Source organism: Streptacidiphilus jeojiensis (assembly GCF_042510965.1).
Taxonomy (GTDB): Bacteria; Actinomycetota; Actinomycetes; order Streptomycetales; family Streptomycetaceae; genus Streptacidiphilus; species Streptacidiphilus jeojiensis.
The window spans coordinates 103,916-124,982 of record NZ_JBEUKS010000018.1 but is presented as its reverse complement, the minus strand read 5'-3'; the positions used below and the strand labels follow the sequence as shown (position 1 = coordinate 124,982).

Annotated in this window: 23 protein-coding genes; 20 read left to right on the top strand and 3 right to left on the bottom strand. The window is 70.2% G+C overall.

All coding sequences use genetic code 11. The annotated features are described in order from the left end of the window. The first annotated feature begins 16 nt into the window (after positions 1–16). Together ABUW04_RS35895 and ABUW04_RS35890 are read left to right on the top strand one after the other, a co-directional pair. Positions 17–730: an HAD family hydrolase gene (locus ABUW04_RS35895; RefSeq protein ID WP_380568609.1), complete on the top strand. Its 714-nt coding sequence runs from the start codon at positions 17–19 to the stop codon at positions 728–730. Positions 731–1,023: 293 nt separating this feature from the next. After that, on the top strand, positions 1,024–2,661 hold the full coding sequence (locus ABUW04_RS35890; protein ID WP_380568578.1) for an ABC transporter substrate-binding protein: 1,638 nt from the start codon (positions 1,024–1,026) through the stop codon (positions 2,659–2,661). Between the two features lie 84 nt (positions 2,662–2,745). Here ABUW04_RS35890 and ABUW04_RS35885 read toward each other — a convergent pair whose 3' ends face one another. Together ABUW04_RS35885 and ABUW04_RS35880 are read right to left on the bottom strand one after the other, a co-directional pair. After that, positions 2,746–3,417, bottom strand: coding sequence for a response regulator (locus ABUW04_RS35885; RefSeq protein WP_030260881.1), 672 nt, complete (start codon positions 3,415–3,417; stop codon positions 2,746–2,748). 28 nt (positions 3,418–3,445) lie between these two features. Next, entirely contained in the window at positions 3,446–4,342 is an 897-nt protein-coding gene (locus tag ABUW04_RS35880) for a RecB family exonuclease (RefSeq protein ID WP_030260884.1), read from the bottom strand. Positions 4,343–4,472: 130 nt separating this feature from the next. On the opposite strand from ABUW04_RS35880, the gene ABUW04_RS35875 reads away from it, so the two are divergent. The 3 genes from ABUW04_RS35875 to ABUW04_RS35865 all read left to right on the top strand — a co-directional run bounded on the left by ABUW04_RS35875 (position 4,473) and on the right by ABUW04_RS35865 (position 7,432). Then, complete coding sequence (locus ABUW04_RS35875) at positions 4,473–5,678, top strand: site-2 protease family protein (protein ID WP_380568577.1); 1,206 nt, start codon at positions 4,473–4,475, stop codon at positions 5,676–5,678. Between the two features lie 49 nt (positions 5,679–5,727). After that, positions 5,728–6,666 carry a tRNA (adenine-N1)-methyltransferase gene (locus ABUW04_RS35870; protein WP_051726142.1) on the top strand — a complete coding sequence of 313 codons (939 nt, stop codon included), beginning with the start codon at positions 5,728–5,730 and terminating at the stop codon, positions 6,664–6,666. 217 nt (positions 6,667–6,883) lie between these two features. Continuing rightward, positions 6,884–7,432: a hypothetical protein gene (locus tag ABUW04_RS35865; protein ID WP_380568576.1), complete on the top strand. Its 549-nt coding sequence runs from the start codon at positions 6,884–6,886 to the stop codon at positions 7,430–7,432. A 6-nt stretch (positions 7,433–7,438) separates the two neighbouring features. Here ABUW04_RS35865 and ABUW04_RS35860 read toward each other — a convergent pair whose 3' ends face one another. After that, on the bottom strand, positions 7,439–7,726 hold the full coding sequence (locus tag ABUW04_RS35860; RefSeq protein WP_030260895.1) for a ferredoxin: 288 nt from the start codon (positions 7,724–7,726) through the stop codon (positions 7,439–7,441). 285 nt (positions 7,727–8,011) lie between these two features. Here ABUW04_RS35860 and arc point away from each other — a divergent pair, with 285 nt between their 5' ends. The 15 genes from arc (at position 8,012) to tatC (ending at position 21,059) form a co-directional block, all read left to right on the top strand. Then, positions 8,012–9,778: a proteasome ATPase gene (gene arc / locus ABUW04_RS35855; RefSeq protein ID WP_030260897.1), complete on the top strand. Its 1,767-nt coding sequence runs from the start codon at positions 8,012–8,014 to the stop codon at positions 9,776–9,778. A gap of 190 nt (positions 9,779–9,968) precedes the next feature. After that, positions 9,969–11,480 carry a depupylase/deamidase Dop gene (gene dop / locus ABUW04_RS35850; protein WP_030260899.1) on the top strand — a complete coding sequence of 504 codons (1,512 nt, stop codon included), beginning with the start codon at positions 9,969–9,971 and terminating at the stop codon, positions 11,478–11,480. Positions 11,481–11,688: 208 nt separating this feature from the next. Then, positions 11,689–11,907, top strand: a complete 219-nt coding sequence (locus ABUW04_RS35845) for a ubiquitin-like protein Pup (protein WP_182451671.1) — start codon at positions 11,689–11,691, stop codon at positions 11,905–11,907. Further along, entirely contained in the window at positions 11,885–12,175 is a 291-nt protein-coding gene (locus tag ABUW04_RS35840; RefSeq protein ID WP_380568575.1) for an endonuclease VII domain-containing protein, read from the top strand. The genes ABUW04_RS35845 and ABUW04_RS35840 overlap by 23 nt, the downstream gene beginning before the upstream one ends. After that, positions 12,127–12,972: a proteasome subunit beta gene (gene prcB, locus ABUW04_RS35835; RefSeq protein ID WP_380568574.1), complete on the top strand. Its 846-nt coding sequence runs from the start codon at positions 12,127–12,129 to the stop codon at positions 12,970–12,972. The genes ABUW04_RS35840 and prcB overlap by 49 nt, the downstream gene beginning before the upstream one ends. A 55-nt stretch (positions 12,973–13,027) precedes the next feature. Continuing rightward, positions 13,028–13,834 (top strand): proteasome subunit alpha, encoded by an 807-nt coding sequence (prcA, locus tag ABUW04_RS35830; protein WP_380568573.1) that lies wholly within the window; start codon positions 13,028–13,030, stop codon positions 13,832–13,834. A gap of 120 nt (positions 13,835–13,954) precedes the next feature. Then, on the top strand, positions 13,955–15,316 hold the full coding sequence (gene pafA / locus ABUW04_RS35825) for a Pup--protein ligase (RefSeq protein WP_030260910.1): 1,362 nt from the start codon (positions 13,955–13,957) through the stop codon (positions 15,314–15,316). 160 nt (positions 15,317–15,476) lie between these two features. Next, positions 15,477–16,502 carry an FKBP-type peptidyl-prolyl cis-trans isomerase gene (locus ABUW04_RS35820; RefSeq protein WP_030260913.1) on the top strand — a complete coding sequence of 342 codons (1,026 nt, stop codon included), beginning with the start codon at positions 15,477–15,479 and terminating at the stop codon, positions 16,500–16,502. Positions 16,503–16,571: 69 nt separating this feature from the next. Beyond that, positions 16,572–16,943 carry an FKBP-type peptidyl-prolyl cis-trans isomerase gene (locus ABUW04_RS35815; protein WP_380568571.1) on the top strand — a complete coding sequence of 124 codons (372 nt, stop codon included), beginning with the start codon at positions 16,572–16,574 and terminating at the stop codon, positions 16,941–16,943. A 130-nt stretch (positions 16,944–17,073) separates the two neighbouring features. Further along, the gene (locus ABUW04_RS35810) at positions 17,074–18,099 is read left to right on the top strand and encodes a helix-turn-helix transcriptional regulator (protein ID WP_051726144.1); all 1,026 of its coding nucleotides are present in this window, start codon (positions 17,074–17,076) and stop codon (positions 18,097–18,099) included. Positions 18,100–18,125: 26 nt separating this feature from the next. Further along, positions 18,126–19,058 (top strand): helix-turn-helix transcriptional regulator, encoded by a 933-nt coding sequence (locus ABUW04_RS35805; RefSeq protein ID WP_380568608.1) that lies wholly within the window; start codon positions 18,126–18,128, stop codon positions 19,056–19,058. Next, positions 19,055–19,285 carry a hypothetical protein gene (locus ABUW04_RS35800; RefSeq protein ID WP_030260921.1) on the top strand — a complete coding sequence of 77 codons (231 nt, stop codon included), beginning with the start codon at positions 19,055–19,057 and terminating at the stop codon, positions 19,283–19,285. The genes ABUW04_RS35805 and ABUW04_RS35800 overlap by 4 nt, the downstream gene beginning before the upstream one ends. Positions 19,286–19,333: 48 nt before the next feature. Further along, positions 19,334–19,543 carry a hypothetical protein gene (locus ABUW04_RS35795; protein ID WP_380568570.1) on the top strand — a complete coding sequence of 70 codons (210 nt, stop codon included), beginning with the start codon at positions 19,334–19,336 and terminating at the stop codon, positions 19,541–19,543. 155 nt (positions 19,544–19,698) lie between these two features. After that, a complete protein-coding gene (gene tatA, locus ABUW04_RS35790; RefSeq protein WP_030260926.1) occupies positions 19,699–19,995 on the top strand; it encodes a Sec-independent protein translocase subunit TatA in 297 nt (98 codons plus the stop codon). 125 nt (positions 19,996–20,120) lie between these two features. Then, entirely contained in the window at positions 20,121–21,059 is a 939-nt protein-coding gene (tatC, locus tag ABUW04_RS35785; protein WP_051726145.1) for a twin-arginine translocase subunit TatC, read from the top strand. Positions 21,060–21,067: the final 8 nt, after the last annotated feature.

The following is a 21,067-nucleotide window of genomic DNA, read 5'->3' as shown; positions in this document are numbered from 1 at the left end:
TGGTGGCTATTGTGTGCTGGTGACCACTTTTGCCGCTTCTGCTGTCCTTGCCCGCCGTCCCAGTGGCCTGCAGGCCGTCCTGCTGGACATGGACGGGACCCTGGTCGACACCGAGGACTTCTGGTGGGAGGCGGAGTCGGAGCTGCTGGCCGAGTACGGCCACACGCTCACCGCGGCGGACCGCGAGGTCGTCGTCGGCGGCCCGATGGGCCGGGTGGTGGACTACCTGCTGGCGGTGAGCGGCGCACCGCTGACGGCCGACCGGCTCGGCGAGATGATCAACGATCGTTTCGTCGAGCTGGTCGGCCGCGGCGTGCCGCTGCGGCCCGGCGCGCGGGAACTGCTGGACGAGCTGGCCGCCGAGGGCATCCCGGCGGCGCTGGTGTCCGCGTCGCACCGGCGGATCATCGACCTGGTGCTGAAGACCCTGGGCCCCGAGCGGTTCGCCTTCACGGTGGCCGGGGACGAGGTCGAGCGCACCAAACCGTTCCCCGACCCCTATGTGCTGGCCGCCGCGCGGCTGGGCGCCGACCCGGCGCGCTGCGTGGTGGTCGAGGACGCCCCCACCGGGATCCGGGCGGGCGAGGCGGCGGGCTGTCGGGTGGTCGCGGTGCCCTCGGTGACCCCGATCGAGGAGGCTCCGGGGCGGACCGTACTGGCCTCGCTGGAGGAGCTGGACGTCGCTCTGCTGCGGAGCCTGGTCCCGGAACTTGACGGGCAGTCAAGGTAACTAGCTGCTAACGCCAAATCGGACATCTGTGGAGAAGTCCAGGCAATAAATCGACGTGTCCTGGAACCCAGGGTTAGGGCACCGTGCGAGCCGGTGCGGTCGTATGGCACGCTACAGACGATCGAACACCGCGAGACCCGTGCGACACCCCGAGCGGTGGTGTCCCGCTCTGGCGCGCGGACCCCTCACGCCACGCTGCTGCAGCCTGCGGTCGACCTCGTCATGGGGCAGTGGCGCGGTCGTACGACCTCCGGCTCGGCGTCCACAGCGTCGGCCAGGACACGAAGGAAGTCATGTCAGCAGCGAAACGATTTGCGGCGATCGGCTGTGTCGGCCTCCTGACGGCCACCGCCGCCTGCGGCTCCACCTCCTCGTCGAGCAAGGGCGGAGTCAACTCCACCATCACCCTGGGGACGGTCAGCTCCTACACCAGCCTCGACCCGGCCGGCGCCTACGACGCCGGTTCCTGGACGGTGTTCTACAACGTCTACCAGGGCCTGATGACCTACCTGCCGGGGGCCAACACACCGTCCCCCGACGCCGCGAAGAGCTGCAAGTTCTCGGACTCCTCGTACACGACCTACACCTGCACGCTGCTGCCGGACCTGAAGTTCTCCAACGGGGACCCGCTGGACGCGGCCGCGGTGAAGTTCTCCATCGACCGGGTGCTCAAGATCGGCCAGTTGAAGGGCGACAACGGCTCCGGGGTGAGCGTGCTGCTCGACACCCTCGCTTCGGTGGACACCACCGGCACCGACACCGTCACCTTCCACCTGAAGACCGCCGACGCGACCTTCCCCGACCGCCTGGCCTCGGGCGTGGGCGAGATCGTGGACCCGAAGACCTACTCCGGGACCAAGCTGCTGGACGGCACCGGCATAGTCGGCTCCGGCATCTACACCATCGCGTCGGTGCAGACCAAGACGGGCAGCGACGGCAAGCCCGTGCCGGCCTCGGTCAAGCTGGTGCTCAACCCGAACTACAAGGGCGCCTACAGCGCCACCAAGAAGCTCAACGCCGGTGCGACGCTGAACTTCTACGACAGCCCGGCCCAGGTGAAGAGCGCCCTCGAGGACGGCTCCATCGACCTCAACGCGGGCAGCGACCTCGCTCCGGCGGACATCGTCGCGCTGCAGGGCGCGCAGCAGCTCGGCAAGGGCATCCAGGTGGTCCAGGGCACCGGCTCCAGCACCCGGATGATGGTGCTCAACGTCGGCATGGCCCCGTTCAACAACCAGGCCGTGCGCCAGGCCATCGGCAAGCTCATCGACCGCCAGGCCATCGCGGACAAGGTCTACCAGAGCACGGTCACCCCGCTGTACTCGGTCATCCCGCAGGGCATCGGCGACCAGACCCGCCCGTTCGAGCAGGCCCCGTACGGCACCGACCCGCTCAAGGCCGACCAGGTCAAGTCCTCGCTGTCCGGCGTGAAGCTGCCGATCGACTTCACCCTGACCTACGCCGCCAACTCCGCGGCCGGTCCGGCCGAGGCCGCGCAGATCAAGAGCAACCTCGAAGCCAGCGGGATCTTCAAGGTCACCCTGAAGTCCGTGCCCAGCCTGGGCACCCTGATCCCGCTGTGGTCCAGCGGCAAGCTGGTCGCGTCGCTGACCGGCTGGCAGGCGGACTACCCGGACCCGGACGACTTCGTCTCGCCGTTCGTCGGCAAGGACAACACCTTCGGCAACAACTACGCGCCGTCGACGATCATGAACGACCTGCACCCGCTCAGCCTCAAGGAGGCCAACCGGGCGGACCAGACCACGGCGAACACCTTCCAGGAGATCCAGAAGCAGTTCGCCGAGGACGCCGCGTACATCCCGCTGTGGCAGGACAACCAGTACATCGCCACCCAGGCCAACATCACCGGGGTGCCGCTCACCCTGGACATCGCCTCGATCATGCGTTTCTGGATGATCGGCAAGAGCTGACCGGATCCGCGACAGCAACGGCCCCGGGGCCCGGTCGGACCCCCTCCGACCGGGCCCCGGGGCCGTTCTCCGCCGGAACGGCTCTCAGCCGTTGCCGGGGCGGACCAGACCGCTCTCGTAGGCGAACACCGCGGCCTGGACCCGGTCCCGCAGCCCCAGCTTGGTCAGCACATGGCCGACATGGGTCTTCACCGTGGTCTCGCTGACGAACAGCTCCCCGGCCACCTCGGCGTTGGACAGGCCGCGGGCCACCAGCTTCAGCACCTCGACCTCGCGCTCGGTCAGCGTCGCCAGCGACTGCGGCGGCGCCTCGTCGCCGGAGGGCAGCCGGCCCGCGTACATGTCCAGCAGCCGCCGGGTCACGCTCGGGGCCAGCATCGCGGCGCCGTCGGCGACCACCCGGATCGCCTGCACCAGCTCCTCGGCGGGCACGTCCTTGAGCAGGAAGCCGCTGGCCCCCGCGCGCAGCGCCTCCACCACGTACTCGTCCAGGTCGAAGGTGGTCAGCACCAGCACCTTGGCCGGGCCGTCGCGGCCGGGGCCGGCGATCCGCCGGGTCGCCTCCACCCCGTCCATCCGCGGCATCCGGATGTCCATCAGCACCACGTCCGGCTGCAGCGCCCGCACCTGGTCCAGCGCCTGCTGACCGTCACCGGCCTCGCCGACCACCGCGATGTCGGCCTCGGCCTCCAGGATCATCCGGAACCCGGTACGCAGCAGCGGCTGGTCGTCGACCAGCAGCACTCGGATCGCCACAACTCGCTCCACTCATCGGTTCCAGCCGTCAGGAATGCGGCACTGGGGTCGTCACGGCCGGGCGTTCGGTACTCGCAACATCCAGTACTGGCAAAGGGTACGGCGGGGGAGTGCCGCCGAACGCCGGGCACAGCGACTGGAAGGAGCACCAGTCGCAGAGCCGGTTCCGGTTGGCGGGCCACTCGCCGGTCTCCAGCGCCCGCTGGATGGCCTGCCACAGCGCCAGCAGCTTGCGCTCCACGGCCCGCAGGTCGGCCGGGTCCGGGTCGTAGGTCACCACCTGGCCGCCGCCGCCCAGGTAGACCAGCTGCAGCCGGCGCGGCACCACCCCGCGCAGCCGCCACAGCACCAGGGCGTAGAACTTCATCTGGAACATGGCCTTGCCCTCGAAGTCGCGGGAGGGGGCCCGGCCGGTCTTGTAGTCCACCACCCGGACCTCGCCGGTGGGCGCGACGTCCACCCGGTCGATGTAGCCGCGCAGCCGCAGCCCGGACTCCAGCTGGGTCTCCACGTAGAGCTCGCGCTCGGCCGGCTCCAGCCGGGTCGGGTCCTCCAGCCGGAACCAGCCGTCCACCAGCTTCTCGGCGTCGGCCAGCCAGCCGGCCAGCTCACTGCCGTCCGCGTCGTCCGGGAAGAGGGTGCCGAGCTCCGGGCGCTTCTCCAGCAGCCGCTCCCACTCGGGCCGCAGCAGCGCCCTGGCGGCCTCCGGGGTGCGCTGCGCGGCCGGGGCGTCGAACAGCCGCTCCAGCACGGCGTGCACCACCGTGCCCCGGGTCGCCGCGGCGCTCGGCGGCTCGGGGACCTTGTCGATCACGCGCAGGCGGTACAGCAGCGGGCAGGTCATGAAGTCCCCCGCCCGCGAGGGCGAGAGGGCCACCGGTGCCACGACGGGGCGGGCGGGGGGTTCGGAGTCGGGCGGGTGCATGTCCGAACCCTATGCGCAGGGACTGACAGCGACGTGACACTGGGTAGAGGTAGAGGTGGGACCGCATGCCGCGCGCGGTTCCGGCGGGTCGACCGCGTAGCGTGGCACAAGCCTCCGCGAGGGCGGACGGATGCTCGACCACGAGGGGGCCGACGTGAGTGACGCCAAGGGCGACCGCCCCAGGGGCGGCCTGCTGATGGGCCGGCCCTTCGGCGTGCCGGTCTACGTGACCCCCACCTGGTTCCTCATCGCCGCCCTGATCACCTGGATCTTCGGCGGACAGATCGACCTGGTGCTGCCGGGCCTGGGCCGGGCCCGCTACCTGGTCGCCCTGTTCTTCGCGGTCGCCTTCTACGCCTCGGTGCTGATCCACGAGCTCGCCCACACCGTGGTCGCGCTGCGGCTGGGGCTGCCGGTGCGCCGGATCCAGCTGCAGTTCTTCGGCGGGGTGTCCGAGATCGAGAAGGAGGCCGAGACCGCCGGACGCGAGTTCTGGCTGGCCTTCGCCGGCCCGCTGCTCTCCCTGGTGCTCGGCGGGGTGTTCCTGCTGGGCCTGCAGGCGGTGCGCACCGACACCGTCCCCGGGGTGCTGCTGGCCGCGCTGATGCTGAGCAACTTCGTGGTGGCCGTCTTCAACCTGCTGCCGGGACTGCCGCTGGACGGCGGCCGGATACTGCGGGCGGCGGTCTGGCGGCTCACCGGCAACCCGATGACCGGGACCGTCGCCGCCGCCTGGGCCGGCCGGGCGCTCGCCGTACTGGTACTGGTCGGCATGCCCGCCTGGGCCTCCCGCACCGGCGCCTCCGAGAGCACCGCCTCGGTGCTGACCGACGCGGTGCTGGGCGCGGTCCTGGCCGCCATCATCTGGAACGGCGCGGGCAGCAGCGTCCGGGTCGCCCGGCTCCGCGAGCACCTGCCCGAGCTGCGCGCCCGCAGCCTGGCCAGGCCGGCCGTGGCGGTCGCCGCGGACACCCCGCTCGCCGAGGCGCTGCGGCAGCTGGAGCTGGTCGGCGCCCGCGGCCTGGTGATCGTCGACGGGGCCGGCGAACCGGTCGCCCTGGTCCGCGAGAACGCCGTCCGCGGCATCCCGGAGCACCGCCGCCCCTGGACCGCGGCGGGCGCCCTGGCCCGCGCGCTGGAACCGGGCCTGCGGATCCCCGCCGACCTGGTCGGCGAGGAACTGCTGGACCGGCTGCGGGCCGACCCGGCCCCGGAGTACCTGGTCGTCGAGGCCGACGGCTCCATGCTGGGCGTGCTGGCCGCGGTCGACGTCGAGCAGGCGTTCGCCCTGGCGATGTCGGGCCGCTCACCGGTCCCCGAACCCTCGAACGCCTGAGCCCTTCGGATGGTCGGCGGCCCCTGTCGGCTCCTCTAGACTGGTCCGCATGTCAGAACCGACCGGCGCCGCCCGCCGCCGCGGGCCCTTCCAGGTCGGGGACCAGGTCCAGCTCACCGACCCCAAGGGACGCCTCCACACCATCACGCTCGAATCCGGCAAGGCGTTCCACACCCACAAGGGCGCCTTCCCGCACGACGAGCTGATCGGAGCCCCCGAGGGCTCCGTGGTGCGCACCACCGGGAACACCCAGTACCTCGCGCTGCGCCCCCTGCTCTCCGACTACGTCCTCTCCATGCCGCGCGGCGCCGCGGTGGTCTACCCCAAGGACGCGGGGCAGATCGTCACCATGGCCGACATCTTCCCCGGCGCTCGCGTCGTGGAGGCCGGCGTCGGCTCCGGCGCGCTCAGCTGCTCGCTGCTGCGCGCGGTGGGGGACAGCGGCTCGCTCTCCTCCTACGAGCGCCGCGACGACTTCGCCGAGATCGCCAGGGGCAACGTCGAACGCTACTTCGGCGGCCCGCACCCGGCCTGGAAGCTCACCCTCGGCGACCTCCAGGACAACCTGGTGGAGACCGAGGTGGACCGCATGGTCCTGGACATGCTCGCCCCCTGGGAGTGCCTGGACGTGGCCGCCAAGGCCCTCGTGCCGGGCGGCGTGATCTGCTGCTACGTGGCCACCACCACGCAGCTGTCGCGCACCGTGGAGGCGCTGCGGGAGCACGGCAACTTCACCGAGCCGCAGTCCTGGGAGTCCATGGTCCGCAACTGGCACGTGGAGGGGTTGGCCGTCCGGCCGGACCACCGCATGATCGGCCACACCGGCTTCCTGCTGACCTCCCGCCGCCTCGCCGACGGCGTCGAGCCCCCGCTGCGGCGGCGCCGCCCCGCGAAGGGCGCCTACGGCGAGGTCGAGGCGCCGGTGGCCCCCAAGACGGGCCGCTTCCTCAAAATGGCCGAAGAATCAGCCGACGAGGCAGACGAGTAACCACCGCAGACCTCAGGGGCGCGGGGCTCTGCTGATTGAAAAGCGTGCGCTGCCAACCATGCACCTCCTGCACGGCTGGTCGCGCGCGCAGTCAATCAAGCAGAGCCCCGCGCCCCTGAGGTTGTGCATGGCTCGCCTCGTGCACGGGCCCCGCGCCCCTTGGGTCGTGCATGGACCCGGTGCGATCGGAAGATCCACGTTGTGGGAGCATTCGCGCGTGGCTGAACACACTCGTTCCACAGCGATCCACTGGATCGCCACCGCCGCAGCCCTCGGCGGAGTCGTCGCTGCCGCCGTCGCGGTGAGCCCTGCCGATGCCGGCACGGTCACCGCGGACGGCCCGCACAGCGTCCCCGCCGCGCAGGCGCCGAACCCCGCAGGGATCGCGCTGCCGCTGGACTGTGACGGTCTGCCAGACCGCATCACCCAGCGCTTCAGCGCCGACACCACCGGCCACGGGACCGTCGTCACCGTCGTGGCCGCCCGCTGCGCCGCGCCGAACGGCACCCCGCCCGACGGCCTCTACGTCCTCGGCTTCGGGCCGGACGGCCGCCCCCGGATCACCGCCACGCTGATCAGACCCACCCAGAACCTCACCGTCCGCAGCGCCGGCATCCGCGCCGACGGCAGCATCCACGCCACCGTCGACGGCTACTCCTCCGAGGACGTCCCCCGCTGCTGCGCCGACCTGCACGACACCGACACCTGGACGCTCCGCGACGGCGGCTACGTCCTCACCGCCAGCACCCCTCTCGCCCAGACGTGATCTAGCTCACACGGCGTCAGGCCCGTATACCTCGACCAGGTCCCGGGTGCGGCGCACATGGATGCAGTCGCCAGGGCACTCCTTGGCCGAATCCACCACGTCCTGAAGCAGCGTCAGCGGCACCGGCACGGTCGCCCCCGGCGCGTCCTGCAGCTCCTGGTCCTCGCCCTTGACGTAGGCCAGCCCGTCGATGTCGAGCTCGAAGACCTCAGGCGCATACTGCACACAGATACCGTCCCCGGTGCAGAGATCCTGGTCGATCCACACCTCAAGTGGCTCGTCCTGCGAGGACATACCGCCCGCCGTTCCTGGTCGCGGGGCCGTGGTCCCGCGGCCCGTTATTCCCGCCATCGGTACAGAGCTGGACCCCTGACCGGTCAACGCGATCGAACTTGACCCGCTCGACAATACAACTGGTCGCTTCCGGGCGTCGCCGAGTGGGTATCCCACTAGCGAGGGGACGTGCGCAAGGGTGAAGATCAGACACACCCCTTCCGAGTTTCTGATCTAGGGGTTGTAACGCATCCCGGCCCGGGTAGGGTCGGGACACGTTCAGCTCCCCCGGAGGAGGTGAGGACCGTGGCAGCCCACGACGATGACTACACCCGCGGCGGCAGGCCCGCACGGGGTTCTGAGGAAGCCCTCAGTCAGGTTTCCTTTCTCGAGCAGGAGATCGCTGTCCTGCGCCGCAAGATCGCAGAATCGCCGCGCCACACGAGGATCCTCGAAGAGCGTGTCGTCGAACTGCAGACCAACCTGGCCGGAGTCACCGCTCAGAACGAGCGGCTCGCCTCCACCCTGAGGGAGGCCCGCGACCAGATCGTGGCCCTCAAGGAGGAGGTGGACCGGCTCGCCCAGCCGCCGGCCGGCTTCGGCACCTTCCTGTCCGCCAACGAGGACGGGACCGCCGACATCTTCACCGGCGGCCGCAAGCTGCGGGTGAACGTCAGCCCCAGCCTGCCCCTGGACGAGCTCACGCGCGGCCAGGAGGTGATGCTCAACGAGGCGCTCAACATCGTCGACGCGATGGAGTTCGAGAGCATCGGCGACATCGTCACCCTCAAGGAGGTCCTCGAGGACGGCGAGCGCGCCCTGGTCACCGGGCACACCGACGAGGAGCGGGTGGTCCGGCTCGCCGAACCGCTGCGCGACGTCAAGCTCAGGCCCGGCGACGCCCTGCTGCTCGAACCGCGCTCCGGCTACGTCTACGAGATCGTGCCCAAGAGCGAGGTCGAGGACCTGGTCCTCGAAGAGGTCCCGGACATCGACTACAAGCAGATCGGCGGCCTCGGCCAGCAGATCGAGATGATCCGCGACGCCGTCGAGCTCCCGTACCTGCACGCCGAGCTCTTCAAGGAGTACGAGCTGCGCCCGCCCAAGGGCGTCCTGCTCTACGGCCCGCCCGGCTGCGGAAAGACCCTGATCGCCAAGGCGGTGGCCAACTCCCTGGCCAAGAAGGTGGCCGAGGTCACCGGACAGCCGCAGGGGAAGAGCTACTTCCTCAACATCAAGGGTCCCGAGCTGCTCAACAAGTACGTCGGCGAGACCGAGCGGCAGATCCGCCTGGTCTTCCAGCGGGCCCGGGAGAAGGCCAGCGAGGGCACTCCGGTCATCGTCTTCTTCGACGAGATGGAGTCGCTGTTCCGCACCCGCGGATCCGGTGTCAGCTCGGACGTGGAGAACACTATCGTCCCGCAGCTGCTCGCCGAGATCGACGGCGTGGAGGGGCTGGAGAACGTCATCGTCATCGGGGCGTCCAACCGCGAGGACATGATCGACCCGGCGATCCTGCGGCCCGGACGGCTCGACGTCAAGATCAAGATCGAGCGCCCGGACGCCGAGGCGGCCAAGGACATCTTCAGCAAGTACCTGAGGAGCTCCCTGCCGCTGCACCCGGACGACGTCAAGGAGCACGGCTCCTCGGTGGACGCCACCGTCGACGCCATGATCCAGGCCGTCGTCGAGCGGATGTACACCGAGACCGAGGAGAACCGCTTCCTGGAGGTCACCTACGCCAACGGTGACAAGGAGGTCCTGTACTTCAAGGACTTCAACTCCGGCGCGATGATCCAGAACATCGTCGACCGGTCGAAGAAGATGGCCATCAAGGACTTCCTCGACCACGGACAGCGCGGTCTGCGCGTCTCCCACCTGCTCGCCGCCTGCGTGGACGAGTTCAAGGAGAACGAGGACCTGCCGAACACCACCAACCCGGACGACTGGGCCCGCATCTCCGGCAAGAAGGGCGAGCGGATCGTGTTCATCCGCACCCTGGTCACCGGGAAGCAGGGCGCCGACTCCGGCCGCTCCATCGACACTGTCGCCAACACCGGGCAGTACCTGTAGGACGAAGGCCGCCTCCGTCCGGCTGCGGGTGAGTATCTCCACCCGTAGCCGGACGGTTCGCGTCCGGACCCTGTTTGAACAACCTCGGTGAGTGATCTCCCGGTTGTCAGTGAGCAGTTCTAGGCTCGGGTTACCGAACCGGGCCGACCGCAGGCGGTGAGTCGTCAGCGGCAGTTCGAAGGAGGGCCGCATGACTGTACGGCGCGTAATGGGAATCGAGACGGAGTACGGGATCTCCGTCCCGGGGCACCCCAACGCCAATGCCATGCTCACCTCGTCGCAGGTGGTGAACGCCTACGCTGCGGCGATGCACCGGGCCCGGCGGGCGCGGTGGGACTTCGAGGAGGAGAACCCGCTGCGCGACGCGCGCGGGTTCGACCTGGCCCGGGACAACGCCGACGCCAGCCAGCTGACCGACGAGGACATCGGCCTGGCCAACATCATCCTCACCAACGGCGCCCGCTTCTACGTGGACCACGCGCACCCCGAGTACAGCTCGCCCGAGGTCACCAACCCGCGCGACGCGGTGCTCTGGGACAAGGCCGGCGAGCGGATCATGGAGGAGGCCGCCAACCGCGCCCTCGCGGTCCCCGGCGCCCACCCGATCCACCTGTACAAGAACAACACCGACAACAAGGGCGCCTCCTACGGCACCCACGAGAACTACCTGATGAAGCGGTCGACCCCGTTCGCCGACATCGTCAGGCACCTCACCCCCTTCTTCGTCTCCCGACAGGTGGTCACCGGCGCGGGCCGGGTCGGCATCAACCAGGACGGCTCGGCCGACGGCTTCCAGATCAGCCAGCGCGCCGACTACTTCGAGGTCGAGGTCGGCCTGGAGACCACGCTCAAACGGCCCATCATCAACACCCGCGACGAGCCGCACGCGGACGCCGAGAAGTACCGCAGGCTGCACGTCATCATCGGCGACGCCAACCTCTCCGAGATCTCCACCTACCTCAAGCTGGGCACCACCGCGCTGGTGCTGTCGATGATCGAGGACGGCTTCATCGGGGTCGACCTGGTGGTCGACCAGCCGGTGCGGACCCTGCACCGGGTCTCCCACGACCCCGACCTCGGCTACCTGCTCTCGCTGCGCAGCGGGCGGAAACTGACGGCGGTACAGCTCCAGATGGAGTACTGCGAGCTGGCCCGCAAGTACGTCGAGGACCGCTTCGGCGCCGACGCGGACGAGCAGACCCGGGACATCCTGGACCGCTGGGAGGACGTGCTGGGCCGGCTGGAGCGGGACCCGATGAGCCTGTCCCGGCAGCTGGACTGGATCGCCAAGCGGGAGATCCTGGAGGGCTACCGCCAGCGGGACGGCCTGGACTGGGACAACCCGCGGCTGCACCTGGTCGACCTGCAGTACGCCGACGTGCGGGCCGAGAAGGGCCTCTACAACCGCCTGGTGGACCGCGGGCGGATGGAGCGGCTGCTGGCCGAGCCGGACGTGCTGCGGGCGGCCCACAAGCCGCCGGAGGACACCCGCGCCTACTTCCGCGGCCGCTGCCTGGAGCAGTACGCCGACCATGTGGCCGCCGCCTCCTGGGACTCCGTCATCTTCGACCTCCCGGGCCGTGACTCGCTCCAGCGGGTGCCCACCCTGGAGCCGCTGCGGGGGACCCGCAAGCACGTCAAGGCCCTGCTGGACCGCTGCCGCACGGCCGAGGAGCTGGTCCGGGTGCTCTCCGGGGGATGACCGCGGCGGACCGGATTGAACATCTGTCCGCTTCGGGCGTAACCGGAGGGTGACGGCGGGCTACGAAGGGTGAAGCACCGCGGTATGGGCATCATCGGGACAGCACCAGTCGTTGTAGTGACAGATCGAAAACACGCGGCGGTTGTCACCCCTCGTGTATAGGGTCTGACCAGCAGTACCGGACACGATCGAGCGGGGTGTGAGGGACATGGCGACCAAGGACACCGGCGGTGGGCAGCAGCGGGCGAACCGCTCCTCCGAGGAGGTCGAAGAGACCGAGGTCGAGGCCAACGAGGCCTCCGACCTCAAGGAGCGCAAGGCGAAGCTCGACGACGACGTGGACGCGGTACTCGACGACATCGACGAGATCCTCGAGTCCGACGCCGAGTCTTTCGTACGCTCGTATGTGCAAAAAGGCGGGGAGTGACCCCGAGGACCATGGAATCCAAGGTCTAGAGGGCGCATGCCCATCACGACCGTGCTTCTGTGCGATCTGTCTGACTCCGGGCCCGGAACATGTGGATCACGACCACAAAACGGGTAGGGTCCGAGCCATCCTCTGCTTCAACTGCAATGGCGGACTGGGGCAGTTCAAGGACCGGCCCGACCTGCTCCGCCGTGGGGCCGACTATCTGGAAGGGAACGTGTGGAAGCCAACACTCGTGGCACCGGGCGTCTACCGGCTGCCTTCTTGACGCCGGGTTCGTCGTCCTTCGTCGAATTCCTGGCGGACCATCAGCCCGAGCTGCTCCCGGGCCGCCGGACGCTGCCGGCCGGGCTGCAGCCGCTGGAGGCCCCGCACGGCACCACCATCGTGTCGGTCACCTTCGACGGCGGGGTGATCCTCGCCGGCGACCGCCGGGCCACCATGGGGAACCTGATCGCCCAGCGCGACATCGAGAAGGTCTTCCCCGCGGACGAGTACTCCGCCGTCGGCATCGCCGGCACGGCCGGCCTCGCCGTGGAGATGGTGCGCCTGTTCCAGCTGGAACTGGAGCATTACGAGAAGATCGAGGGCACCCAGCTCTCCCTGGAGGGCAAGGCCAACCGCCTCACCACCATGATCCGCGGCAACCTCGGGATGGCCATGCAGGGCCTGGCCGTGGTGCCTCTCTTCGCCGGCTACGACCTGGACCTCGGCCGGGGCCGGATCTTCAGCTACGACGTCACCGGCGGCCGCTCCGAGGAGGTCGGCTTCGCCGCGACCGGCTCGGGCTCGCTGTTCGCCAAGGGCTCGCTGAAGAAGCTCTACCGCGCCGACCTGACGGCCGAACAGGCCACCACCGCGGTCGTCCAGGCGCTCTACGACGCCGCCGACGACGACTCCGCTACCGGCGGCCCCGACCTGACCCGGGGCATCTTCCCGATCGTCGGCGTCATCACCGAGGACGGCTTCCGCCGCCTCCCCGACGACGAGGTGGGCGCGCTGGCGCGGAGCATCCTGGACCACCGGCTGGAGTACCCCAACGGCCCGCAGGCCGGGCTGCTCTAGTCCTCCTCTATCTCCCTACACCACTCACATCGACTCCAGATAGGGGCGACAGCCGGTGTCGACGCCGTTCTACGTCTCACCCCAGCAGGCCATGGCCGACCGCGCCGAGTACGCCCGCAAGGGCATCGCCCGCGGCCGCAGCGTGGTCGTGCTCACCTACGCCGACGGCATCGTCTTCGTGGCGGAGAACACCTCCCGGGCGCTGCACAAGGTCTCCGAGATCTACGACCGCATCGCCTTCGCCGCGGTCGGCCGCTACAACGAGTTCGAGAACCTGCGGATCGGCGGCGTCCGCTACGCCGACCTCCGCGGGTACTCCTACGACCGGGCCGACGTCAACGCCCGCGGCCTGGCCAACGTCTACGCGCAGACCCTGGGCACCATCTTCTCCTCCACCGGCGAGAAGCCGTACGAGGTGGAGCTGATCGTCGCCGAGGTCGGCAAGAGCCCGCACGACGACCAGATCTACCGGCTCACCCCGGACGGCTCGGTCGTCGACGAGCAGCACACCGTCGCGGTCGGCGGAAACTCCGAGTCCATCAGCACCTACCTGCAGCAGCGCCACTCCGAGGGGCTGACCCTGCCCGAGGCGCTGAAGCTCGCGGTCGAGAGCCTGGCCAGGGACCCGAACGGCGGCCAGGCCCGCACGCTGACCCAGGATCAGCTGGAGGTCGCGGTCCTGGACCGCAGCCGCTGGCAGCAGCGCAAGTTCAAGCGCCTGGTCGGCGGCCAGCTGGGCCGCCTGCTGGCGGGCGACGAGACCGCCGTCGGCGACGAGGACGACGCCCCGGCGGAGCCGCCGGCGGAGGCCGCTGTCGAGACACCGCCCGAGGAGACGCCGGAGACCCCGGCCGAGGACTGATCCCGTCTCGTTCGCGCCGGAGGGCAGGGCGACCGCGTGCCCTCCGGCTCCTTTCGGTTTCGGACTGTGTCCGAGCGTGCACATTCTGAGTGAGGTACGGCCCGGCAAAGGGGAGACACCATGGACCGCAGAATCTTCGGACTGGAGAACGAGTACGGGGTGACCTGCACCTTCCGTGGCCAGCGCAGGCTGTCCCCGGACGAGGTGGCCCGCTACCTGTTCCGCCGCGTGGTGTCGTGGGGCCGCAGCAGCAACGTCTTCCTGCGCAACGGGGCCCGGCTGTACCTGGACGTCGGCTCGCACCCGGAGTACGCCACGCCGGAGTGCGACGACGTCGCCGAGCTGGTGACCCACGACAAGGCGGGGGAGCGGATCCTCGAGGGCCTGCTGGTGGACGCCGAGCGGCGGCTGCACGAGGAGGGCATCGCCGGCGACGTCTACCTCTTCAAGAACAACACCGACTCGGCCGGGAACTCCTACGGCTGCCATGAGAACTACCTGGTCGGCCGGCACGGCGAGTTCTCCCGGCTGGCCGACATCCTGATCCCGTTCCTGGTGACCCGGCAGCTGATCTGCGGCGCCGGCAAGGTGCTGCAGACCCCGCGCGGCGCGGTCTACTGCGTCAGCCAGCGGGCCGAGCACATCTGGGAGGGCGTGAGCTCGGCGACCACCCGGTCCCGTCCGATCATCAACACCAGGGACGAGCCGCACGCCGACGCCGAGCGCTACCGCCGGCTGCACGTGATCGTCGGCGACTCCAACATGTCGGAGACCACCACCCTGCTGAAGGTGGGCGCGACCGACCTGGTGCTGAAGATGATCGAGGCCGGCACGGTGCTGCGGGACCTCACCCTGGAGAACCCGATCCGGGCGATCCGCGAGGTCAGCCACGACCTCACCGGCTCCCGGCAGGTCCGGCTGGCGAACGGCCGGGAGGCCAGCGCGCTGGACATCCAGGAGGAGTACTTCTCCAAGGCCAGCGCCTTCGCCGACGCCAAGGGCATCCGCACCGGCACCGTGGCCAGGGTGCTGGACCTGTGGGGCCGCACCCTGGAGGCGATCCGGGCCGAGGACTACTCCAAGGTGGACCGGGAGATCGACTGGGTGATGAAGTACCAGCTGATCGAGCGCTACCGGGCCAAGAACGGCATCAGCATGTCGCACCCGCGGGTGGCCCAGATCGACCTGGCGTACCACGACATCCACCGCCGCCGGGGCCTCTACTACCTGCTGCAGAACCGGGGCCAGGCCGAGCGGGTCACCGACGACCTGAAGATCTTCGAGGCCAAGTCCGTCCCCCCGCAGACCACTCGGGCCCGGCTGCGCGGTGACTTCATCCGCCGGGCCCAGGAGCAGCGCCGCGACTTCACCGTCGACTGGGTCCACCTCAAGCTCAACGACCAGGCGCAGCGCACGGTCCTGTGCAAGGACCCGTTCCGCTCCGTGGACGAACGGGTGGAGAAGCTGATCGCCGGTATGTGAGGCCCGTTCGTCGGCTCGCTCGTCAGCTCGTTTGTCATGGCCCCCGTGTCCGTATTGTGACGGCACGGGGGCCTGGTAGTTGTGGTGCGGGTAAGGAGAGGTCGTAGAGTGGCGCGGACGGACCGCTGCTCCATTCCCCCCACCACCCCTAAGGACGATCGTGCGCCGAACCGCCACAGCCGCCGCGCTGCTCCTGGTGCCCGCGTTGCTGCTGACTGCGTGCAGCAGCGGCTCCAAGTCGAAGTCCGCGGACGCGACGACGCCCAAGGCCACGGCCTCCGCTGCGGCCTCCGCCTCCGCTTCGGCGGTCCCGGTGCCGGCAGTGGTGGACACGACCGCCGGGCTGCCGACGGTCGGCGGGACCTTCGGCAAGGACATCACGCTGAAGCTGCCGAGCGGCAAGCCGACCGACAAGTTCGTGGTGCACACGGTCACCCAGGGCACCGGTGCCACGGTGAGCACCAGCAACTTCGCCATCTTCAACTTCACGGTCGAGGACTGGACCACCGGCAAGACCCTGAACACGGCCTACTCCAAGACCGGCGCTCCGGCGGTGCGCAAGCCCACCGACACGATGATCCCGGCGCTGGACAAGGCCGTGGTGGGCCACAAGGTCGGCAGTCGTGTCGTGGTGGTGGCCCCGCCCGGTGCGGCCTCCGCGCAGATGTCCTCCTCCGAGCCGACCGGGGTCTCTGCCAAGGACACCCTGGTGTTCGTGATCGACATCAACCAGGTGGTCGGCGCCAAGGACGACGTGACCGGCACCCAGGTGGCCTCCCCGGCCGGGATGCCGACGGTGGACGCGACCGCGGGCAAGGCCGCGACCTTCACCATCCCGGACGCGGCCAAGAAGCCGTCCAAGCTGGAGACCGGGGTGCTGATCAAGGGCACCGGCGCCAAGGTGCTGAGCGGTCAGACCATCATCGTCCAGTACACCGGCGCGACGCTGGCGGACGGCAAGGTGTTCGACTCGTCCTGGAAGGACAGCGGCGCCATGGCGACGATCATCGGCCAGCAGCAGGTCATCAGCGGCTGGGACCAGGGTCTGGTGGGCCAGACGGTCGGCAGCCGGGTGCTGCTGTCCATCCCGTCCACGCTGGCCTACGGAGCCTCCCCGCCGGCCAACAGCGGAATCGCCGCCAACGCCGACATGGTGTTCGTCGTGGACATCCTGGCCGCCGCGTAGCGCGCCGCCGCGTAACGTACATCCTGAGCCGGGGGGACGACCCCCGGACCGCAACGAGGAGAAGCAACCTTGAGCATCGAGAAGCCGGAGATCGACTTCCCGGGCGGCGAGCCGCCGGCCGAGCTGCAGATCAGGGACATCTGGGTGGGCGACGGCGAGGAGGCCAAGCCCGGCCACAACGTCAGCGTCCACTACGTGGGCGTGTCCTTCAGCACCGGTGAGGAGTTCGACGCCAGCTGGAACCGCGGCTCCGCGTTCAAGTTCCCGCTGGGCGGCGGCCGGGTCATCAAGGGCTGGGACCAGGGCGTCGTGGGCATGAAGGTCGGCGGCCGGCGCGAGCTGGTCATTCCGGCGCACCTTGCCTACGGCAACCAGAGCCCGACCCCCGCGATCAAGCCGGGCGAGACCCTGATCTTCGTCGTGGACCGGCTGGGCGTCTGAGCCCCTCGGCGCGGCCCCGCTCTACCACAGTCGGGGTGGGGCGGGGCCGCGCTTTTGTGGTCGGGCCCGGTACCGGTACGGTCGTGTGCGCCGGGCATATCTGATGTCCGAGCCCAGGGAAGGGTGTGCGATGCCCATCGCCAAGTCCGAGCGTCTGATGAACCTCGCGCTGTGCCTGATGAACACCAAACGGCCGCTGAGCAAGCGCGAGCTGCGGGACTCCATCGAGGCGTACCGGGAGGCCGCGGACAGCGCCAGCGAGGACTCCTTCAACCGGATGTTCGAGCGGGACAAGGACGACCTGCGCGAGCTGGGCCTGGTCATCGACGTGGACGAGAACGCCCTCGACGGTGAGCTGGGATATCTCGCCCGGCGCGACCGCAACCGGCTGCCGGAGATCGCCCTGGACGCGGAGGAGGCGGCCGCGCTGAGCCTGGCCGCCGGGGTCTGGACCCAGGCCCGGCTGGCGGGGGCGGCCAGCGGCGCGCTGCACAAGCTGCGCGCCGGGGGCGCGCTGGCCGAGAGCGACGGCGCAGAGGCGCATTCGGCGCTGGAGCCGCGGATCCCGGCTCGGGAGGCCGCCTTCGAACCGCTGCTGGCCGCGGCCCGGGACCGCCGTCCGGTCTCCTTCGCCTACCGCAAGTCCGGGGCGGCCCAGCCCGAGCAGCGCAGCGTCGAGCCCTGGGCGCTGGAGTGCTGGCACGGCCACTGGTACCTGGCCGGCTGGGACCGGGACCGCAAGGACGTCCGGGTGTTCCGGCTGAGCCGGATCACCGGGCGGGTCAAGGCCCGTCATGACGCCTTCCGGGCCGAGGTCCCCGACCACGTCGACGTCCGCCAGCACGTCGCCAGGTTCGCGGGGGAGGGGGCGACCGCCACCGCCCGGATCCGGCTGCGCCGCGGCGCGGCCTTCCCGCTGCGCACCAAGGCCCTGAACGCGGAACCGGTCGACGCCGACTGGGACGAGCTGGAGATCCCGTTCGGGCACGGCCTGGCCGCCGACCTCACCGAGTTCGGCGCGGACGTGGTCGTGGTCGGCCCGGCCGAACTGCGCTCCGACGTCATCGCCCGCCTGCGCGCGGTGGCCGGCTCCACCGGCGCCGCGGGCATCGAAGCCGCAGTCGCCGTCGCCACCACTGGAGGGTCCGCGCAGTGAGCAACGCCATCGACCAGACCCGTCGGATGCTGTCCCTGGTCACCTACCTCCGCGAGCGCCCCGGCGCCCGGGTCGGCGAGGTGGCCCGGGCCTTCGGCATCACCGAGCGTGAGCTCGTCGGCGACCTCAATGTGCTGCCGATGTGCGGGACCAGCTTCCGCGGCGGCGACCTGCTGGACATCGACACCGACGGCGAGCGGATCTGGTGGCACAACGCCGACGACGTCGCCCAGCCGCTGCGGCTGTCCTCGGACGAGGCCATCTCACTGCTGGTGGCGGCCCGCGCGGTGGCCGGCCTGCCCGGGCTGCGCGAGCGCGACCGGGCCGCGCTGACCCGCGCGGTGGCCAAGCTGGAGGCCGCGGCGGGGGACGCGGCCGAGGGCAGCGCCCGGGTCGGGGTGACCTTCGAGGCCGAGGGCAGCGTCTTCGCCGACGCCGACCGGGCCATCACCGAGCGTCGCCGGCTGTGGCTGCGCTACTACTCCTCGGGCCGCGGTGAGATGACCGAGCGCGAGGTCGACCCGATCCGCCTGGTCACCGAGGGCCACACCTATCTGGAGGGCTGGTGCCGGCTGTCCGAGGACCGGCGGATGTTCCGGCTGGACCGGATCGCCGACATCAAGGTCCTGGACGTGCCCTCCGACCCGCCGCCGCTGGAGCTGCGCGACCTGTCCGAGGGGCTGGTCCGTCCGGCCGAGGACGATCCGCAGGTGGTCCTGGAGGTGGGCCCGGGCGGCCGCTGGGTCACCGAGTACTACACATACGAAAACGCGATGGAACTCCCCGACGGCGGCCTGCGGATCACCCTGCGCACCCCGGACCCCACCGGCCTGCTGCGGTTGGCGCTGCGGCTGGGCGCGGACGGCAGGATCACCGAGCCGCCGGACCTGGCCGAACGGGCCCGCTCCACCGCCGCCGACGCCCTGGCGCGCTACGCCGACACCGGAGCAGCGGGGTGACCGCGGCGGTCAGCCGGTTCCGGGCCTACTGCCCGGAGTGCCGCAGCACGGTCGAGCTGGGCCCGGACGCCTTCCGGCTCTCGCTGGGCCGCACCAGCGAGCGCACCTACTACTCCTTCACCTGTCCGAGCTGCGAGGCGCCGGTGCGCAAACGGGCCGGTGAGCGCATCGTCGAGGCGCTGACCGGGGCCGGAGTGCCGGCCCTGCGACTCCACGTGGTCCGCTGACCGGCCGACCGCACCGTCGGCCCCGCCCCAGGCCCTAGGATGCAGAGCATGCCCTGGATGATCGTCGCCGCCGTCGGCCTGTGCACCGCAGGACTCCTGGTCCTGGGCTGGTGCGCGCTGCTGGTGCACCGGCAGGTGCAGCTGCTGGCGCGCGAGCTGGACGCGGGGGCGCGCAGGATCGCGGGTGCGGCGGCCAGTCTGGAGCGGGCCGCCGAGCCGGTCGCCCGCCGGGCCGGGGACCTGGTGCCGCACGCGTAGTTCCCGATCCGTACGCTTCCGTTCATACTGTGATCGACCGCGCCGCGTAGGATAAGCACGAGGTCGCCAGACCTCAACTTATGCTCCGGCTCTGGACCTCCCCACAGGTCCACTGCGTATTATCGGCGCAGAGACCACGACGAAGAGGGATTCCCATGCTCGAGAACCGCGGACTTGAAATCATCATCCTGGCGGTCGTCGTGCTGCTGCTCTTCGGAGCCAAGCGGCTGCCCGACTCCGCCCGCGCCCTTGGCAAGTCGCTGCGCATCCTCAAGTCCGAGGTGGGTGCCATGAAGTCGGACGACAAGACCGCCGAGGCGGCCAAGGCCACCACGGCCGAGTCGGTCGTCGTGCCCAAGACCATCCAGGCCGCCCCGGGCGAGGCCGCGACCGCCCGTCCGGTCGCCGACACCGTGCCCGCGCCGGAGCCCACCCCCGCCTCCAAGGCCTGAGCTCGGCCGCACCCCTCTCCATCCACCCATCTCGCAGGGACTGAAGCCGCACGGTGAGCGACACCCAGGGGATTACACGCCGCACCGGCGGACGCCAGAAGCGGCCGAGGGACGACGAAGGCCGGATGCCGCTCACGGACCACCTCCGTGAGCTGCGCAACCGCCTCGCGATCGCGCTGCTGGCGCTGTTCGTGGGTGTCGTGCTGGGATTCGTCGTGCACAACTGGGTCTACAGCCAGCTGACCCACGGCATCTGCAACATCAATACGCTGCACGGCGTCGGGCAGCCGACCAAGGGCTGCCCCAACGGGGTGCTGGTGGCCGACGGCCCGCTGGCGGGTCTGTCGCTCAGCTTCGACATCTCGCTGATGCTCGGCGTGATCCTCTCCAGCCCGGTGTGGTCCTACCAGCTGTGGGCCTTCATCGCCCCCGGCCTGTACAAGAAGGAACGCAAGTACGGGCTCAGCTTCGTCGCGACCGCCGTGCCGCTGTTCCTGGCCGGCGCCTGGATCGCCTGGTGGGTCTTCCCCAAGGCCATGAAGATCCTGCTCAGCCTGGTGCCCGGCGGCATGTCGCAGATGATCCAGGGCGAAGCGTTCCTCACCTTCCTGATCCGGATGATCCTGGTCTTCGGGCTCTCCTTCGAGATCCCGCTGCTGCTGGTCGGCCTGAACTTCGCCGGCATCCTCAGCGCGGCCAAGCTGCGCAGCTGGTGGCGCGGCATCGTCTTCGGCATCTTCGTGTTCTCCGCCGTGGCCACGCCGACCGGTGACCCGCTGACCATGATGGTGCTGGGCGTCCCGATCTGCGTGCTGTTCGTCCTCGCGCTCGCCGTCACCACGCTGCACGACCGGGCCAGGGCGCGCCGCAAGGCGGTCGAGGACCCGGACAGCCTGCTGGACGACAACGTGGCCTCCTCCCTGGACCTGACCCCCTCGGACGTCCGCGCCGAAACGGTCTCCGCCGAGGAGTTCGCGCACGCCGAGCCGATGGTCTACCACCCGGACGAGGAAGAGGCCTCCGTGCCGGCCGCGCGGGGCGAGCGGATGGACGACATCACCTGATCCGGCAG

Excerpts from the sequence above, each read along its gene's own strand:
- ABUW04_RS35890 (WP_380568578.1), top strand. The coding sequence starts at position 1,024 with ATGTCAGCAGCGAAACGATTTGCGGCGATCGGCTGTGTCGGCCTCCTG.
- ABUW04_RS35880 (WP_030260884.1), bottom strand. The coding sequence starts at position 4,342 with ATGCACCCGCCCGACTCCGAACCCCCCGCCCGCCCCGTCGTGGCACCG.
- ABUW04_RS35875 (WP_380568577.1), top strand. The coding sequence starts at position 4,473 with ATGCTCGACCACGAGGGGGCCGACGTGAGTGACGCCAAGGGCGACCGC.
- ABUW04_RS35870 (WP_051726142.1), top strand. The coding sequence starts at position 5,728 with ATGTCAGAACCGACCGGCGCCGCCCGCCGCCGCGGGCCCTTCCAGGTC.
- ABUW04_RS35860 (WP_030260895.1), bottom strand. The coding sequence starts at position 7,726 with ATGTCCTCGCAGGACGAGCCACTTGAGGTGTGGATCGACCAGGATCTC.
- dop (WP_030260899.1), top strand. The coding sequence starts at position 9,969 with ATGACTGTACGGCGCGTAATGGGAATCGAGACGGAGTACGGGATCTCC.
- ABUW04_RS35845 (WP_182451671.1), top strand. The coding sequence starts at position 11,689 with ATGGCGACCAAGGACACCGGCGGTGGGCAGCAGCGGGCGAACCGCTCC.
- ABUW04_RS35840 (WP_380568575.1), top strand. The coding sequence starts at position 11,885 with ATGTGCAAAAAGGCGGGGAGTGACCCCGAGGACCATGGAATCCAAGGT.
- pafA (WP_030260910.1), top strand. The coding sequence starts at position 13,955 with ATGGACCGCAGAATCTTCGGACTGGAGAACGAGTACGGGGTGACCTGC.
- ABUW04_RS35810 (WP_051726144.1), top strand. The coding sequence starts at position 17,074 with ATGCCCATCGCCAAGTCCGAGCGTCTGATGAACCTCGCGCTGTGCCTG.
- ABUW04_RS35805 (WP_380568608.1), top strand. The coding sequence starts at position 18,126 with ATGCTGTCCCTGGTCACCTACCTCCGCGAGCGCCCCGGCGCCCGGGTC.
- ABUW04_RS35795 (WP_380568570.1), top strand. The coding sequence starts at position 19,334 with ATGCCCTGGATGATCGTCGCCGCCGTCGGCCTGTGCACCGCAGGACTC.
- tatA (WP_030260926.1), top strand. The coding sequence starts at position 19,699 with ATGCTCGAGAACCGCGGACTTGAAATCATCATCCTGGCGGTCGTCGTG.
- tatC (WP_051726145.1), top strand. The coding sequence starts at position 20,121 with ATGCCGCTCACGGACCACCTCCGTGAGCTGCGCAACCGCCTCGCGATC.